Source organism: Pseudomonas thivervalensis (genome assembly GCF_001269655.1).
GTDB lineage: Bacteria > Pseudomonadota > Gammaproteobacteria > Pseudomonadales > Pseudomonadaceae > Aquipseudomonas > Aquipseudomonas thivervalensis.
In genome coordinates this window covers 190,383-207,094 of the sequence record NZ_LHVE01000020.1, presented here as the reverse complement: position 1 = coordinate 207,094, position 16,712 = coordinate 190,383, and the positions used below count along the sequence as shown (strand labels likewise).

15 protein-coding genes and 1 riboswitch are annotated in these 16,712 nt (G+C 62.0%); of the genes, 7 read left to right on the top strand and 8 right to left on the bottom strand.

The features are described from left to right. Positions 1-60 precede the first annotated feature (60 nt). Positions 61-906, bottom strand: a complete 846-nt coding sequence (metF, locus tag AD659_RS25875) for a methylenetetrahydrofolate reductase [NAD(P)H] (RefSeq protein ID WP_053126163.1) — start codon at positions 904-906, stop codon at positions 61-63. 183 nt (positions 907-1,089) lie between these two features. Continuing rightward, on the bottom strand, positions 1,090-2,499 hold the full coding sequence (gene ahcY, locus AD659_RS25870) for an adenosylhomocysteinase (protein ID WP_053126161.1): 1,410 nt from the start codon (positions 2,497-2,499) through the stop codon (positions 1,090-1,092). A gap of 23 nt (positions 2,500-2,522) precedes the next feature. Next, a riboswitch (S-adenosyl-L-homocysteine riboswitch) is annotated at positions 2,523-2,629 on the bottom strand. A 190-nt stretch (positions 2,630-2,819) separates the two neighbouring features. On the opposite strand from ahcY, the gene AD659_RS25865 reads away from it, so the two are divergent. Continuing rightward, positions 2,820-3,221 carry an acyl-CoA thioesterase gene (locus AD659_RS25865; protein ID WP_039590542.1) on the top strand — a complete coding sequence of 134 codons (402 nt, stop codon included), beginning with the start codon at positions 2,820-2,822 and terminating at the stop codon, positions 3,219-3,221. 183 nt (positions 3,222-3,404) lie between these two features. Continuing rightward, the gene (locus AD659_RS25860) at positions 3,405-4,289 is read left to right on the top strand and encodes a formate/nitrite transporter family protein (protein ID WP_053126159.1); all 885 of its coding nucleotides are present in this window, start codon (positions 3,405-3,407) and stop codon (positions 4,287-4,289) included. Here the strand turns inward: AD659_RS25860 and AD659_RS25855 are convergent. Further along, positions 4,240-5,409: an MFS transporter gene (locus tag AD659_RS25855; protein WP_053126157.1), complete on the bottom strand. Its 1,170-nt coding sequence runs from the start codon at positions 5,407-5,409 to the stop codon at positions 4,240-4,242. The two genes, AD659_RS25860 and AD659_RS25855, sit on opposite strands and share 50 nt — an antisense overlap. Positions 5,410-5,711: 302 nt before the next feature. On the opposite strand from AD659_RS25855, the gene AD659_RS25850 reads away from it, so the two are divergent. Both AD659_RS25850 and AD659_RS25845 read left to right on the top strand, forming a co-directional pair. Continuing rightward, the gene (locus tag AD659_RS25850; protein ID WP_053126155.1) at positions 5,712-6,545 is read left to right on the top strand and encodes an EamA family transporter; all 834 of its coding nucleotides are present in this window, start codon (positions 5,712-5,714) and stop codon (positions 6,543-6,545) included. 49 nt (positions 6,546-6,594) lie between these two features. Further along, positions 6,595-6,978 (top strand): MAPEG family protein, encoded by a 384-nt coding sequence (locus AD659_RS25845; protein ID WP_053126153.1) that lies wholly within the window; start codon positions 6,595-6,597, stop codon positions 6,976-6,978. A gap of 154 nt (positions 6,979-7,132) precedes the next feature. Here the strand turns inward: AD659_RS25845 and mltA are convergent, their stop codons facing one another. After that, positions 7,133-8,320 carry a murein transglycosylase A gene (gene mltA / locus AD659_RS25840; protein ID WP_053126151.1) on the bottom strand — a complete coding sequence of 396 codons (1,188 nt, stop codon included), beginning with the start codon at positions 8,318-8,320 and terminating at the stop codon, positions 7,133-7,135. Positions 8,321-8,445: 125 nt separating this feature from the next. Between mltA and AD659_RS25835 the strand changes: the two genes are divergently transcribed. Then, the gene (locus AD659_RS25835) at positions 8,446-8,895 is read left to right on the top strand and encodes a c-type cytochrome (RefSeq protein WP_053126149.1); all 450 of its coding nucleotides are present in this window, start codon (positions 8,446-8,448) and stop codon (positions 8,893-8,895) included. Positions 8,896-8,970: 75 nt separating this feature from the next. Here the strand turns inward: AD659_RS25835 and AD659_RS25830 are convergent, their stop codons facing one another. Both AD659_RS25830 and ligB read right to left on the bottom strand, forming a co-directional pair. Further along, positions 8,971-9,366: a DUF1090 domain-containing protein gene (locus AD659_RS25830; RefSeq protein ID WP_053126147.1), complete on the bottom strand. Its 396-nt coding sequence runs from the start codon at positions 9,364-9,366 to the stop codon at positions 8,971-8,973. A 91-nt stretch (positions 9,367-9,457) separates the two neighbouring features. Further along, complete coding sequence (ligB, locus tag AD659_RS25825) at positions 9,458-11,131, bottom strand: NAD-dependent DNA ligase LigB (RefSeq protein ID WP_053126146.1); 1,674 nt, start codon at positions 11,129-11,131, stop codon at positions 9,458-9,460. A gap of 206 nt (positions 11,132-11,337) precedes the next feature. Between ligB and AD659_RS25820 the strand changes: the two genes are divergently transcribed. Then, positions 11,338-11,958 (top strand): LysE family translocator, encoded by a 621-nt coding sequence (locus AD659_RS25820; protein ID WP_053126143.1) that lies wholly within the window; start codon positions 11,338-11,340, stop codon positions 11,956-11,958. Positions 11,959-12,178: 220 nt separating this feature from the next. Here the strand turns inward: AD659_RS25820 and metK are convergent, their stop codons facing one another. Next, positions 12,179-13,369 carry a methionine adenosyltransferase gene (gene metK / locus AD659_RS25815; RefSeq protein ID WP_053126141.1) on the bottom strand — a complete coding sequence of 397 codons (1,191 nt, stop codon included), beginning with the start codon at positions 13,367-13,369 and terminating at the stop codon, positions 12,179-12,181. Positions 13,370-13,388: 19 nt separating this feature from the next. Continuing rightward, positions 13,389-14,384 (bottom strand): ArsR/SmtB family transcription factor, encoded by a 996-nt coding sequence (locus AD659_RS25810; RefSeq protein ID WP_053126139.1) that lies wholly within the window; start codon positions 14,382-14,384, stop codon positions 13,389-13,391. Positions 14,385-14,675: 291 nt separating this feature from the next. Between AD659_RS25810 and tkt the strand changes: the two genes are divergently transcribed. Continuing rightward, positions 14,676-16,673 carry a transketolase gene (tkt, locus tag AD659_RS25805; RefSeq protein ID WP_053126137.1) on the top strand — a complete coding sequence of 666 codons (1,998 nt, stop codon included), beginning with the start codon at positions 14,676-14,678 and terminating at the stop codon, positions 16,671-16,673. Positions 16,674-16,712 lie beyond the last annotated feature (39 nt).

Here is a 16,712-nt window from a genome sequence, read left to right as displayed (position 1 = left end):
CGCTGAATGAAAAAGGCCTTGGTTTTCGCCAAGGCCCCTTTGTATCACCGCATCAAGCCTTCAACGCGGCAGCTTGAGGTTGTTCCATACCGCCAGGCTAGGCTCGGCCTGATTAAGCGTATAGAAATGCAGCCCCGGTGCGCCGCCTTGCAACAAACGCTCGCACATTTGCGTAATGACTTCCTCGCCGAAGCTTTGGATGCTGGAGGCGTCGTCACCATAGGCTTCCAACTGCTTGCGGACCCAGCGCGGGATCTCTGCGCCGCAGGCGTCGGAGAAGCGTGCCAGCTTGCTGTAGTTGGTGATCGGCATGATTCCCGGCACCACAGGAATATCGACGCCCAGCTTGCGGATACGGTCGACGAAGTAAAAATAACTGTCGGCATTAAAGAAGTACTGGGTGATCGCGCTGTCGGCGCCAGCGTTGGCCTTGCGCACGAAGTTGCGAAGATCGTCTTCGAAATTGCGCGCTTGCGGGTGCATTTCCGGATACGCCGCCACTTCGATGTGGAAGTGCTCGCCGGTTTCTTCACGAATGAAGCTCACCAGTTCGTTGGCGTGGCGCAGCTCGCCGCTGGCCATGCCCATGCCCGACGGCAGGTCGCCACGCAGGGCAACGATGCGCTTGATGCCCGCGGCCTTGTACTGGGTCAACAGGCTGCGCAGGTCGTCCTTGCTATCGCCGACGCAGGACAGGTGCGGGGCCGCGGGGACTTTGACTTCGCTTTCGAGCTGCAACACGGTGTTCAGGGTGCGGTCACGGGTCGAGCCGCCGGCACCGTAGGTGCAGGAGAAGAAGTCGGGGTTGTAGCTGGCCAACTGGCGGGCAGTGGCGATCAGTTTTTCATGCCCAGCATCGGTCTTCGTCGGGAAGAACTCGAAGCTGTAGCGACGGTCTTGGGACATGGTCATATCCTTGGAAACTCGTAGGCCGGAGAGACCTGCACATACCCTTGAGCGGCGGGCTTGTGTGGGAGCGAGCTTGCTCGCGATTGGCGTCGCCTCGGTCTGACAGCTGGACCGAGGTGTCTGCATCGCGAGCAAGCTCGCTCCCACAAAAAGCCTGCTCCCACGGGGGAGCAGCGCCGATCAGTAGCGGTAAGCGTGCGGCTTGAACGGGCCTTCGACGGTGACGCCGATGTAGTCAGCCTGCTGCTTGGTCAGCTGGGTGACCACGCCGCCGAATCCGCGGACCATTTCCAGGGCCACTTCTTCGTCGAGTTTCTTCGGCAGGACTTCCACGGTCAGGCGCTCGGCTTTCTGGGCCGGCGACAGGTCGGCGTATTTCTGGCCGAACAGGAAGATCTGGGCCAGGACCTGGTTGGCGAACGAACCGTCCATGATGCGGCTTGGGTGACCGGTGGCGTTGCCCAGGTTAACCAGGCGGCCTTCGGCCAGCAGGATCAGGTAGTCGTCGTTCTGTGGGTCGAAGCTGCCAGTGCCGGTGCGGTGCACCTTGTGGACCTGTGGCTTGACTTCTTCCCATGCCCAGTTCTTGCGCATGAAAGCGGTGTCGATTTCATTGTCGAAGTGACCGATGTTGCAGACCACGGCGCGCTTCTTCAGGGCCTTGAGCATGTTGGCGTCGCAGACATTGACGTTGCCGGTGGTGGTCACGATCAGATCGATCTTGCCCAGCAGCGCCTTGTCGATGCTGCCTTCGGTGCCGTCGTTGATCCCGTCGATGAACGGCGAAACCAGCTCGAAACCGTCCATGCAGGCTTGCATGGCGCAGATCGGGTCGACTTCGGACACCTTGACGATCATGCCTTCCTGGCGCAGGGACTGGGCCGAACCCTTGCCCACGTCACCGTAGCCGATCACCAGCGCCTGCTTGCCCGACAACAGGTGGTCGGTGCCGCGCTTGATGGCGTCGTTGAGGCTGTGACGGCAGCCATACTTGTTGTCGTTCTTGCTCTTGGTCACCGAGTCGTTGACGTTGATGGCCGGGATTTTCAGCTCGCCCTTGGCCAGCATGTCCAGCAGGCGGTGTACGCCAGTGGTGGTTTCTTCGGTCACGCCATGGACCTTGTCCAGTACGGCCGGGTATTTCTTGTGCAGCAGCTCGGTCAGGTCGCCGCCGTCGTCGAGGATCATGTTGGTGTCCCACGGCTGGCCATCCTTGAGGATGGTCTGCTCCAGGCACCACTCGTACTCTTGCTCGGTCTCGCCTTTCCAGGCGAAAACCGGGATACCGGCGGCGGCGATGGCGGCAGCGGCCTGGTCCTGGGTCGAGAAGATGTTGCAGGACGACCAGCGCACTTCGGCACCCAGGGCAACCAGGGTTTCGATCAGCACGGCGGTCTGGATGGTCATGTGGATGCAGCCGAGGATTTTCGCGCCCTTCAATGGCTGTTCGCCAGAGTATTTGCGGCGCAGGCCCATCAGGGCTGGCATTTCGGATTCGGCGATGATGATTTCGCGACGGCCCCAGGCAGCCAGGGACATGTCGGCGACTTTGTAGTCGGTAAAAGCAGCAGGCGTGATGACAGCGCTCATGAAGAGCCTCCATTCGTAATGTATGCGAATGGGCGCCGTTGTGCGTTTAGTGTCCGTGCGGGTAGCCCCGTACAAACAACGCCCCATCCGAGCCTGACAGGTCGAGCCTGCTGCAGCGCCCCTCGGACAGGTGGCGGGAACGGTCCAAAGGGTGGACCGGTAAAGCGGTGGCGATTATAACGGGCTAATCGGATCTTCCAAAAGGGTTTCTGTCGGCAAATCGAAATTGCCGATGACCATCATAGGGCCCGCGACGTAGAGCCCGGCCGTGGGGTCTGCCATGATGCAGCAATCCATCGGCCAGACGCTCAGGAGTGATCATGAATTTCCACACCCGCAAATGGGTCAAGCCCGAAGACCTCAACCCCAACGGCACGCTGTTCGGCGGCAGCCTGTTGCGCTGGATCGACGAGGAGGCGGCGATCTACGCCATCGTCCAGCTCGGCAACCAGCGCGTGGTCACCAAGTACATCTCGGAAATCAATTTCGTCAGCGCTTCGCGCCAGGGCGACATTATCGAGCTGGGCATCACCGCCACCGAGTTTGGCCGCACGTCCATCACCCTGACCTGCGAGGTGCGCAACAAAATCACCCGCAAGAGCATCCTGACCGTGGAGAAGATGGTCTTCGTCAACCTCGGCGAAGACGGCCTGCCCGCGCCTCATGGACGGACCGAGATCAAGTACGTCAAGGATCAGTTCAAGGACGATGCCGTCGAGTGAGATCGGCGGCGCTGCCATCGCGAGCAGGCTCGCTCCCACATTGAACCCGGGTTGATCAGAGACTTGTGTTCACCACCGTCCCCCTGTGGGAGCGAGCCTGCTCGCGATGGCGGTTCAGGCCGCACTGAACAGCTCCGGACGCCGCGTGTCGTAGATACATCACGCCACGGGTTCAGGAGCTGTATGGACACTCATAAAGAAGGCAAGACCCCTGACCTTTCGGCTCAGGAACAGCATGAAGTCGACCGCAACCAGCCGCCGCGGGCGGCTGTACTGCATGAAATCATTCGCACCCAGGGCAATCAGGAGCTTGAGCGCAGCGTAGCCGCGCTGTGGTGGTCGGCCCTGGCGGCGGGGTTGACCATGGGCCTGTCGCTGATGGCGATGGGACTGCTCAATTCCCGGCTACCGGACCACGAGGGCTTCAAGGTGATCGCCAGCTTCGGTTACTGCGCCGGCTTTCTCGCGGTGATCCTGGCGCGCCAGCAATTGTTCACCGAAAACACCCTGACCGCCGTGCTGCCGATCATGAGCAAGCCGACGTTGAGCAACTTCGGTCGATTGTTCCGGTTATGGGGCGTGGTGCTGGTGGGCAACCTGTGCGGCACCTTGTTGGTGGCTTATGTGATGCTGCACTTGCCGATTTTTGACCGGCGCACCGATCTGGCCTTCCTGGAGATCGGTCGCAAGGTCATGGAGAACGACACCGGCCAGATGTTCGCCAAGGGCATCATTTCCGGCTGGATGATCGCCACCATGGTGTGGATGATCCCGTCCATGGAAAGCGCCAAGATGCTGATTATTGTCCTCATCACTTATCTGATGGCGCTGGGAGATTTCACCCACATCGTCGTCGGCTCGGCCGAGGTGTCTTACCTGGTATTTGCCGGACAGCTATCGTGGGAAGACTTCTGGATGGTGTTCGCCGCGCCGACTCTGGCGGGGAACATCATCGGTGGCAGTTTTATTTTCGCCCTGATCAGCCACGCACAGGTGCGCAGCGAGACCAATACGCCCCTCAGTCGGCAAGGCCTGCCGTCGCGCCAAGATGACGCTGGCGATAAATAAAATACAGCGCGGTCAGTACGGTCAGCCCGCCCACCAGGGCGCCGGTCCACGGCAGATCCGCCAGGTCGGCGCCACTGCCCACCACCAACCCACCCATCCAGGCCCCGGCTGCATTGCCCAGGTTGAATGCGCTCTGGTTGAGGGTCGAGCCTAGGTTCGGGGCTTCGTGAGCCTGGTCGATGATCAGCAATTGCAGGATCGGACACAGGGCGAAGGCGAAGACGCCCCACAGCACCAGGGTGATCGCCGCCGGGATGACCGACCGGCTGGTCTGGCTGAACGCGGCCAGCACCAGCACCACGGCCAGGGCCATGGCCACCAACGAAGGCAGCAGGCGCCGGTCCGCCAGGCGCCCGCCGAGGAAACTGCCGGCCGTCAGGCCGACACCGAACAACAGCAACATGATGGTAATGCCGTGGGGGCTGACACCGGTGATGTCCTGCAGGATCGGCGCGATGTAGGTGAACACGCTGAACAGACTGGTGGAAGCCAGCACGCTCATGCCCAGCGCCAACAACACGTTGGCCTTGCCCAGAACCTTGAACTCGCTGGCCAGGTTGGCTTTGTCCATGGGGATCTCCTTGGGCAGCCAGACCCATTGGGCAATGGCGGCGATCACGCCGATGATCGAGACCGCCCAGAAGGTCGAGCGCCAGCCGGCATATTGGCCCAGGGCCGTGCCCAACGGGACGCCCAGCACGTTGGCCAGGGTCAGGCCGGTGAACATCATGGCAATCGCCTGGGCCCGTTTGTTCGGCGCCACCAGCCCGGCCGCCACCACCGAACCAATGCCAAAGAACGCTCCGTGACACAGCGCAGTAATGACCCGGGCGGCCATCAGCGTGGTGTAGTTCGGCGCCAGGGCGCAGAGCACATTGCCGAGGATGAACATCAGGGTCATGCCCAGCAGCGTGGCCTTGCGCGGCATGTTGGCGGTGCCGATCGCCAGGATCGGCGCGCCGAACACCACGCCCAGGGCGTAGCCGGTGATCAGCAGTCCGGCCTGGGGAATGCTCACGGCCAGGTCCCGGGCGACATCGGGCAAGAGTCCCATGATGACGAATTCAGTGGTGCCGATGCCAAAAGCGGCAACGGCCAAAGCAAGCAAGGCGAGTGGCATGCGCAAGGTCTCTGTCTGTAGTCTTGACGCCCGGATCAGGCATACGCATGCCGGCGTCCCGGTTCGAGAGAACGGGACAACAGCGAAATTATTGGTATTGGTGTATGCGCAACTGAGTGCGGCGTGATCGACTTGCAGTATAAACGATAGCGAATCAATTCATGAGCCTTACTGAGCGTAGGAGCTGACGAGTGCAACGAGGCTGCGATCTTTCCACCGACAATTGAGTCTGGAGTGAAAGATCAAAAGATCGCAGCCTTCGGCAGCTCCTACGGGCGGGGGGACAAGACAAGGAGCGTGCCGTGCTTGCAACGGCCTTGGTGTTGGTAGCGGCGCTGTTGCATGCGGCGTGGAATACGCTGATCAAGTTCAGTGGCGAGCGTTTGCTGGTGGTTGCGTGCATGGACAGCGTCGCCTTGCTGTTCGTCGCATTGGCGCTGGGTTTCGTGGCATTGCCACCGCTGGAGATCTGGCCATGGATCGTGGCGTCAGCGGCATTCGAATTGTTGTATCGCTATTTGCTGATCCAGGCTTATCGGGTCGGTGACCTGGGGTTGGTCTATCCGCTGATGCGCGGCCTGTCGCCGCTGGTGGTGCTGGCCCTGACATTTATTTTCGCCGGCGAAGCGCTGACGACCCAGCAGGTCATCGGTATCCTGCTGATCCCGTTCGGCATGCTGTGCCTGTTGTGGCAGGGCGGTGGCGGCGCCCGATTGCCCTGGTCGATGTTGCCGGTGGTGGCGCTGATCGGCCTGTGCATCGGTTGCTACACCTTTATCGACGGGCACGCCCTGCGGCGTTGGTCCCACCCGCTGGATTACCTGGTCTGGGTCACGCTGCTCAGCGCCTGGCCGTTTCCGTTGCTGGCGCTGGCGAGCAAACGGCCGGCGTTCCTGCGGTTCTGGCGCGAACAGTGGCGGCTGGGGTTGGCGGTCGGATTCTGCGTATTGTTCAGCTACGCTCTGGTGCTGTGGGCCATGCAACTGGGCTCGATCGCCGAAGCGGCGGCGCTGCGGGAAATCAGTGTGATCCTGGTGGTGCTGTTCGGCATGCGTTACCTGAAAGAACCTTTTGGCCGGCCACGGCTCTTAGCCTGCGGGCTGGTGCTGATTGGCATGCTGGTGATGAAGTTCTGACCGGTGCCTGACGCTCGATTCTCTATAAAACTCAAAAAGGAAGTGCGGTATGACGGTTGCCCTGTGGTGTGTGCTGATTGCTTTTCTCCTGCCTTACCTGTGTGTCGGGGTCGCCAAGGCCGGTGGCAGATACCGGTTGCGGGATAACCACGACCCCCGGGATTTCCTGGATTCACTCGAAGGCGCGCCCCGGCGTGCCTACGCTGCGCAATTGAACAGCTTTGAAATCAGCCCGTTTTTCGCCGCCGCCGTGATCGTCGCGCACCTGGCCGGCAATGCTGAACTGGTCACCCTCAATGTGCTGGCGGTGCTGTTCATCACCAGCCGCCTGCTCTACATCATTTGCTATCTGGCAGATTGGGCGATCCTGCGTTCGCTGGTGTGGTTCGTGGGGGTGGGCTTGGTCCTGAGTTTCTTCTTTGTTTCGGTCTGAGCCTGGCTTCGGATTTTCGGTGTTTTTGCTGGCCTCATCGCGAGCAAGCTCGCTCCCACATTGGGTCGGGTGTGTACACAAGATATGTGTTCACTGAGATCAACTGTGGGAGCGAGCTTGCTCGCGATGGAGCCGGGACGATCAACACATCCCTTCAGGGATTGGCGGTCACCGCATTCGCCACCTGCGGCACGGACGGCAACGCCATGCCCTTGGGCCAGAGCATCCAGATCTGTCCCTGCTGCTTCATGTCCCCGGCCAACTGTCCGGCCGCCTCGCCGGTGCCCCAGAACAGGTCCGCCCGCACTTCGCCGGTGATTGCACCGCCAGTGTCCTGGGCGGCGACGGGCCGGTTCAGGGCACTGCCGTCGGGGCGCGTGGTGGATAGCCACAGCAGGCTGCCCAGAGGAATCACCTTGCGGTCCACCGCCACGCTGTAGCCAGCGGTCAGCGGTACATTCAACGAGCCTCGCGGGCCTTCGTTGCTGTCGGGGTTGCGGTTGAAGAACACGTAGCTGGGGTTGCTGCCGAGCAATTCGGGAATGCGATTCGGATTGGCCTTGGCCCAGGCGCTGATGGTGCCCATGGTCACATCTTCTTTCTTCAGTTCGCCCTGTTCGACCAGCCAGCGCCCGATGGGGCGGTAAGGGTGGCCGTTCTGGTCGGCATAGCCAATGCGCAACTGGCGGCCGTCAGTCAGTTGAATGCGCCCCGAACCCTGGATCTGCAGGAATTGCAGGTTCATGGGGTCGGTCAGCCAGGCAATGACCGGTGCCTTTACGCCATTGGTCTCGATGGTGGCCGCGTCGTCGTACGGCTTGAGCACCCGGCCTTCAAGACGGCCGCGCAGGCGTTTGCCCTTGAGTTCCGGGTAGATGCTATCCAGCGACACGATGATCATGTCGTCCGGCACACCGTAGACCGGGATATTCGCCGTAGCGGTCTGGGTGAGGCTGCCGGGGTAGACCGGCTCGTAATAGCCGGTGATCAGGCCGTTGGGACTGTTGTCCCCCGAGCGCAGGCCATAGACGTCCAGGTTCTGTTTCAGGAAGTTGCGTACAGCTGCGGCCGTCTGCGGCACGTTGGTCGCCGCCGCGCAGGTGGAGCCCCAGGTCGCATCGGCCTTGAGCCGGGTGCAGGCGCTGCGCCAGGAACCGAAACCGGCCAGCAGGTCGGCCTCGGACACCGCCGGCAATGCCTCCCAGGGGGCGCTGACATAGGTGGCGAGGGCGTGGGTCTGAGGTTCCTCGACCTTTTCGCCGCGGTTACATCCGGCCAACAGTGCGATCAGCGGTAGGGTCAATGCCAGGACTTTGTGCCAGGGCTTGATGCGGCTGTTCATGAAGATTTCCTTTGCAGTCGTTCGAGCGCTGTCAGGCGCTCGAACAACCCGTATTGTTGATAGGGGCATTGGTCTTTACCGATGACCCGAGGATACTAACCGCCGTTTCCTGCCCCGAGGCCAAGATGTTTGTAAAACGATTTTCCATGGCCGTGCTGGCCTGCCTGATGTTGTCCGCCTGTGGCGGCGTCGATCCCAACTCTCCCCTGGGCCAGCGCAAGACGATCTTCAAGCAGATGCTCAAGACCAACGAAGAGCTGGGCGGCATGTTGCGTGGCCGCATTCCGTTTGACGGTGCACGTTTCGCCGAGGGCGCGGTGCAACTGGACCAACTGTCCCATGAACCGTGGAAGCACTTCCCACAAGTACGCGAGCAAGACCACACCAGCGCCCGGGATGAAGTCTGGCAAAAACAGGCGCGCTTCCAGGAACTGGCCCGCAGCCTTGAAACAGCCACCGGTGAATTGGTGACTGTCAGCAAAGTCCAGCCTTACAAGGTCAGCAACCTGGGGCCGGCGGTGCAGAAAGTCGAAGATGCGTGCAGTGCCTGTCATAAGGAGTTTCGGGATTATTGACATGCCTTGAAAGATCGCAGGCTTCGCCAGCTCCTACAGAGCATCGCGTTCAACCTGTCGGAGCCTGCGATCTGTTCACTTATCCAACTCATCCACCGCTTCCTGCAATTCCTTGCGGGAGGCCGCCAGCTTGTCCTTGCGTTTGTTGATCCGCTCGGCGTCGCCTTTCTTCATGGCTTTTTCCAGATCGGCCTGACGCCGGCTGACTTCGTGCTTGGCATCGAGCACCTTGTTTTCACGCTCCTTGCGCAAGGACGCGTCGGTGCAATGGGTGGTGACTTCACTCAATGCGGTTTCCAGGCCTGCCTGCAGGTCCTGGTTGCCACGGGACTTGGCCAGTTCGATCTGGTTGATGATGCCCTGGCGCTTGGCTGCGCAGCCAGTGAGCTCCGGGGTTTGCTCGTCCGCCATCAAAGGGGCGGCCATGGCGCTGCATAGGAGCAGCAGGGCAGCGGGGGACAGGAAATTCATAGCAACTCCGTAAAAAAATCGCGAGCGGTCGGTACAGATGCGCTGTTGGAACGCATGCTTGCCCCTTGGGTTCAACCGCGCGGGGGGCGGATTAAAATCCGTCGACCCCAGCGGTGCGTAATACGTCACTCAAGGCCAGCACCTGCGGGTCGCGAAAAAAGGCGCTCAGTTGCGCGGCGCGTCCCGGTCCGATGCCGGCTTCGGCTTGCCATTGTTCGGTCGTGCGCTCGGCCAGCGCCTGCCACGGTCCTTGCAGCCGGGCCTCACCCGTGGGCGGCAGGCCCAGGGCCATGAGCCATTGCCGGAAAGGGCGTTGCCGGGCGCTGCCCAGGCTGGCGAGCAGGCGGGCGCTGCTGCGTTCGCCGAAGCCGCCAATGTTAACAAGCTCGGCGGCATCGAGGGTCAACCAATCCAACAATCCGTGGAGTCGGCCTGCAGCCAGGAGTTTTTCCCAGGTACCGGGGCCGACATGGGGCAGGGCGAGCCCGTGCTTGCCGCTGAGCCAATTCAGGCGTGCGAGGAATTGGCTTTCACAGCCGGGCGTCGCCTGCCAGCAACTCAAGAAGTGATGATCACTCGCCGCAGGGGCATCGACCTCCTGGCGCTCGAGGCTGCGCAGCACCACCTCGTCGAGTCGTGGGATGGTCAGCCCGGCCAGGCTGATGGCGACCTGATCGCCAGGGCGGATGTCCATTTCCTCCCAACGCTTGAGGGAACTGACGCTCACCCGGCGAATCCACCGGTCGTCGAGCAGGGTGGGTTCAAGTTCCAGCACCGGGGTGATGCGTCCGGTGCGCCCGACCTTGAAACGGACTTTGCGCACTTCGACCAAGGCCTGGGCATAAGGGTATTTCCAAGCCACGCTCCAGAACGGCGTCCTCGCCTGCCAGCGGTCGGCGGGTGGACGGCGGCTCTGGCGCAGGACGATCCCGTCGCTGGCAAAGGGCAGCGGCGTGCGATACCAGTGGTCGCGCCACTGCGCGGCATCGGCCAATGCCCGGACGGGCTGGTGGTAGTCGCGGGTGTCGGCGAAACCCAGCGTGTTCAGTGCAGCCAACCGTTCGGGCAGGGTGCTGGGCCCTGCTGGCCAGTCCCAGACAAACAGGCCGATGGAGGATGCCTGCTGCGTCGTCAAACTGCTGCGCGCCATCAATCCCGCCACGGTCGCGCGGGCGTTAAGGCTGCCGCTGCGGGCTTGGACATGGGCGTCCAGGCGCCAGTACAACTCGCCATGAACGACCAGGTCCACGGGGTCGCGCAGTTGTTGCGCGATGGCGCCGATCTTGTGTGCATTCGAGGTCCAGTCATGCCCTCGAACGCCATCGCCGCGGCTGATCGCCTGATGCAGGCGCCCCTTGCGGTAAACCAGGGAGACCGCCACGCCATCGACTTTCGGCTGCGCCCAGACATCCTCTCGACCCTGTAGCCAAGTCCCCACGGCATCGGCGTCCTTGAGTTTTTCCAAGCCGGTATGGACGACGGGGTGCGGCACCTTTCCGCCCGCCGAACGCAGGGGATCGTCGGACGCTGCCAGATTGAAGCAACTACGCCATTGGCTCAGTTGTGTGCGGGATTGATCATAAAGCTCATCGGCTACCAGCGACTGGCCGAGGCGGTGGTAACGGTCGTCCCAGGTGTCGATTTGCTGTTGCAGCGCAGCGATCTCGGCCCGGGCACGTTCAGCGGGCCAGTCGGGACAAGGTGCGGCCACTGCGGGGATGGCCATGAAGACGAGGCAGGCGAGGGCATACAGGAGTGGTGGCATCGAAGCATCCTTGCTCGGTTGAGTACCTGAAGGCTAGTCAGCGTTCCGGCTGTTGCGAGGGTCGGAGCGTTACCGGATTTTGCGGCGCCTGGTGGCCAAGTCGCGGCAGTACAGTCCCGCGCGATTTAGCCACGCAACTGTCCCTTGAACCCTTCAATGGCCGGTGCAGAATGAGCCTTCGATCCACCGCTGCCTGGAACGCTCGAATGGACCTGTCGACACTCGCTGTTTTCATTCCGGCCTGCTTCGCGCTGAATATGGCGCCGGGGCCGAACAACCTGCTTTCCGTCAGTAACGCCTCGCGTTATGGCTTCGTCCGGGCGTGCGGCGGCGGCATCGGTCGGTTGCTGGCGTTTGCAATCATGATCGCCCTGGCGGCGGTGGGCCTCACCGCCGTGCTGCACACTTCAGAATTGCTGTTCCTGGGGATCAAGCTCGTCGGTGCCGGTTACCTGTTCTACTTGGCCGTGCAGTTGTGGCGGGCCCGGCCCGAGGCCGACAGCGAAGGCGCGGTCGCGTCGATGAGCCGAGCTGGCCTGGCACGCCAGGAGTTCCTGGTGGCGATCGGTAATCCGAAGGCGATCCTGTTGTTTACCGCGTTCCTGCCGCAATTCGTCGACCGTACCGGCACCGTTACCCAACAATTTGCTGTGCTGGGTGGCTTGTTCCTGGCGCTGGAGTGCATCGCCATCGGCCTGTATTGCTACATGGGCATTTACGCGCGGCGACTGTTTGCCCGGCCGAGCGGCAAACGCCTGTTCAATCGCATGTGTGCGGGGTTGTTGGCCAGTGCGGCTTCGTTTTTGCTGGTGGCACGAAGGACCTGAACATTGCGCTAAGCCTTTGTGGCGAGGGAGCTTGCTCCCGCTGGGGTGCGAAGCAGCCCCCTGTAACCCTTAGGTATCTTGGGCTGCCGGGACGCTTGATTGGGGTTGCTGCGCAACCTCGCGGGAGCAAGCTCCCTCGCCACAAGGTTTGGCGATGATCTTCAGGGCATGAAAAAGCCCCTGGCGACCCAGTCGCCAGGGGCTTTTTCACACGCGGGTGTTACAGGCCGGCAGCGGCGCGCAGGGCGTCGGCGCGGTCGGTTTTTTCCCAGGTGAAGGTGGTGAAGGTATCGCCATCGACCGTCTTGGTCTGCGGCGTACGACCGAAGTGACCATAGGCGGCGGTCTCCTGGTACATCGGGTGCAGCAGGTCGAGCATGGTGGTGATGGCGTACGGACGCAGGTCGAACACTTCGCGGACCAGGTTGATGATCTTGTCATCGCCGATCTTGCCGGTGCCGAAGGTGTTCAGCGAGATCGACGTAGGCTGGGCGACGCCAATGGCGTAGGACACCTGGATCTCGCAACGCTCGGCCAGGCCGGCGGCGACGATGTTCTTGGCGACATAACGACCGGCGTAGGCGGCCGAACGGTCAACCTTGGATGGGTCCTTGCCGGAGAACGCGCCACCGCCGTGGCGGGCCATGCCGCCGTAGCTGTCGACGATGATCTTGCGACCGGTGAGGCCGCAGTCGCCCACGGGGCCGCCGATGATGAACTGGCCAGTCGGGTTGATGTGGAACTGGGTGTCCTTGGACAGCAACTCGGCAGGCAGCACGTGCTTGACGATCAGTTCCATCACGCCTTCGCGCAAGTCTTTGTAGGACACATCAGGGTTGTGCTGGGTCGACAGGACGACAGCGTCGATACCGACCACCTTGCCGCCTTCGTAACGGCAGGTCACCTGGGACTTGGCGTCCGGGCGCAGCCAAGGCAGCAGGCCGGATTTACGAGCCTCGGCCTGGCGCTGGACCAACTGGTGCGAGAAGGTGATCGGTGCTGGCATCAGCACGTCGGTCTCGTTGCTGGCGTAGCCGAACATCAGGCCCTGGTCGCCAGCGCCCTGATCTTCTGGCTTGGCCCGGTCAACGCCCTGGTTGATGTCGGGGGACTGCTTGCCGATGATGTTCATCACGCCGCAGGTCGCGCCATCGAAGCCAACGTCGGAGCTGTTGTAGCCGATGCCCAGGATGACGTCGCGAACGATCTGTTCCAGGTCGACCCAGGCCGAGGTGGTGACTTCGCCGGCGATGATCGCCACGCCCGTTTTCACCAGAGTCTCGCACGCCACGCGGGCGAACTTGTCTTCAGCAATGATGGCGTCCAGCACCGCATCAGAAATCTGGTCGGCGATTTTGTCCGGATGCCCTTCAGATACGGACTCGGAGGTGAAAAGGGAGTATTCGCTCATCTCGATGTTTTCCTACACGTTACCGTTGGTGAGTGTCGCCAGTGGGCCGCTGAAAGTGGCGAACCTGGATCTGGAAACCATTACGTAAGCCTATATAGAGGCTTTCCCCGGGCACGAGGCCCGCTGTGGTGGCCCAGCGGGCCAGGTCGTCCTGTTCAAAACCGAGCCAGAGATCGCCGCAGGCCTCCCTCGCCCAGCTCTGGTTGTGGCTGCATAACTCCGTCACCAGCAAGCTGCCACCCGGTTGCAGCAGGCCGGCCATGTGCTTGAGTGCCTCGGCCGGCGCGGCGAAATGATGCAACACCATGTTCAATACAACGCAGTCAGCCTGCAGATTCATGCCGTCCAGTGCATCGGCCAGTTGCAGGTTGACGTTAGCCAGGGCCTCGCGCTCACACAGCTGACGCGCCAGTTCGAGCATGGCCGGGCTGTTGTCCAGTGCCGTCACCTGGCTGAAGCGTCGCGCCAGCTCTGGCAGAAACGCACCGTCGCCGGGGCCGACTTCGATCGCCGTGGCCATGGGCTCGAAGCTTAATTTGTCGAGCAGCGCCACGACGCTTTCACGGTATTGCGGCAAGCCGGCGATCAAGTCCTGCTGGGCGCGAAATTTCTCGGCAACCCGTGCGAAGAAGTCCTGGCTGGCGGCAGCCCTTTGCCCATGGACCTGGGCAATGCGAGCTTGCACGTCCGCCGGCAGGGCCAGCGCGTCCACTTCATCCAGCAGCGCCGCGTGCAGCTTGCCGCCCAGCAGGTCGGTGTGGGGCAGGGCGCGGCGATAGAAGATGGCGTTGCCTTCTCGACGGGTCGCCACCAGGTCGGCCTGGGCCAGGACCTTGAGGTGGTGGCTCATGCCGGACTGACCGATGCCGAAGATCTGCGCCAGTTCCAGCACGCCGAACGAATCGTTGGCCAGGGCGCGCAATACATTGAGCCGCAACGGATCGCCGCCGGCCTTGCAAAGGGCGGCCAGCTCATCGCAGTCGTCATGGCGAACGGTGGGCGCGGGTAGGTTCATAGTGCGGCAGTCGGTTTCATGTTGGGGCAGTCTAGTGAGGGGTTTGGCTCATCGCAAGTTCAATATCAAAAAGTTTTGATATTGATGGATAAATGGCACTTCCCGGACCGTGCTTGACTCTACAAGCCATCAGCGGAAAGGTTTCACCTGGCGAATGCGACTTTATCCACCGGAAAAACGCCCAAGGATGACTATCTGTCATTGCCCCGGGGCGGGTGGGTGAGGGAAAATGCTCGCCTTTTTCGATTTCGTTTTATTCATTCTCGATTCAATACCCGCAGGAGAACAGCGATGCCCAGCCGTCGTGAGCGTGCCAATGCCATTCGTGCCCTCAGCATGGATGCCGTGCAGAAAGCCAACAGCGGCCATCCCGGTGCCCCCATGGGTATGGCGGATATCGCCGAGGTGCTTTGGCGCGACTACCTCAAGCACAGCCCGAGCAACCCATCGTTCGCCGACCGTGACCGCTTCGTGCTGTCCAACGGCCACGGTTCGATGTTGATCTACTCGCTGCTGCACCTGACCGGCTATGACCTGTCGATCGATGACCTGAAGAGCTTCCGCCAACTGCACAGCCGCACCCCGGGTCACCCGGAATACGGCTATACCCCAGGCGTGGAAACCACCACCGGTCCATTGGGCCAGGGCCTGGCCAACGCCGTGGGTTTTGCCCTGGCCGAAAAAGTCCTGGCCGCCCAGTTCAACCGCCCAGGCCATAACGTCGTCGACCACCACACCTATGTATTCCTGGGTGATGGCTGCATGATGGAAGGCATTTCCCATGAAGTCGCTTCCCTGGCCGGCACCCTGGGCCTGGACAAGCTGATCGCGTTCTACGACGACAACGGCATCTCCATCGACGGCGAAGTCGAAGGCTGGTTCACCGACGACACCCCCAAGCGCTTCGAAGCCTATAACTGGCTGGTGATCCGCAACGTCGACGGCCACGATCCGGAAGAGATCAAGATTGCCATCGAGACAGCTCGCAAGAGCACCCAGCCGACCCTGATCTGCTGCAAGACCACCATCGGTTTCGGCTCGCCGAACAAGCAAGGCAAGGAAGACTGCCACGGCGCCCCACTGGGCGCCGATGAAATCGCCCTGACCCGCGCCGCGCTGAAGTGGAACCATGGCCCGTTCGAAATCCCGGCCGACATCTATGCCGAATGGGATGCCAAGGAAAAGGGCCGCGGCCTCGAAGCCGAGTGGGACCAGCGTTTCGCTGCCTATTCCGCCGAATTCCCTGAGCTGGCCAACGAGCTGGTGCGTCGCCTCAGCGGCGAGCTGCCGGCCGACTTCGCCGAAAAAGCCTCTGCGTACATCGCTGAAGTCGCCGCCAAGGGCGAAACCATCGCCAGCCGCAAGGCCAGCCAGAACACCCTGAACGCCTTCGGTCCGTTGCTGCCGGAACTGCTGGGCGGTTCCGCCGACCTGGCCGGTTCCAACCTGACCCTGTGGAAAGGCTGCAAAGGTGTCAGCGCCGAAGACGCCAGCGGCAACTACATGTACTACGGCGTTCGCGAGTTCGGCATGAGCGCGATCATGAACGGCGTCGCGTTGCACGGCGGCCTGGTGCCTTACGGCGCCACGTTCCTGATGTTCATGGAATATGCCCGCAACGCCGTGCGCATGTCGGCGCTGATGAAGAAACGCATCTTGTATGTGTTCACCCACGACTCCATCGGCCTGGGCGAAGACGGCCCGACGCACCAGCCGATCGAGCAACTGGCGAGCCTGCGTTGCACGCCGAACCTGGACACCTGGCGTCCCTGCGATGCCGTGGAATCGGCAGTGGCCTGGAAATACGCCATCGAGCGTAACGACGGCCCGTCGGCGCTGATCTTCTCCCGCCAGAACCTGCAGCACCAGAACCGCGGTGCCGACCAGATCGGTGACATCGCTCGCGGCGGCTACGTGCTCAAGGACTGCATCGGCGAGCCTGAGCTGATCCTGATCGCCACCGGTTCCGAAGTCGGCCTGGCCGTCCAGGCTTACGACAAGCTGACCGAGCAGGGCCGCAACGTACGCGTGGTGTCCATGCCGTGCACCAGCGTGTTCGATGCCCAGGATGCCGGCTACAAACAGGCGGTGTTGCCGCTGCAGGTCAGTGCGCGGATCGCCATCGAGGCTGCCCACGCCGATTACTGGTACAAATACGTGGGCCTGGAGGGCCGCGTGATCGGCATGACCACCTACGGCGAATCGGCGCCTGCGCCAGCGCTGTTCGAGGAGTTCGGCTTCACCCTGGAAAACATCCTGGGTCAGGCGGAAGAGCTGCTGGAAGACTAAGACACGACGCGGTGGTCGACACCACCGCGCTTCCTGTAG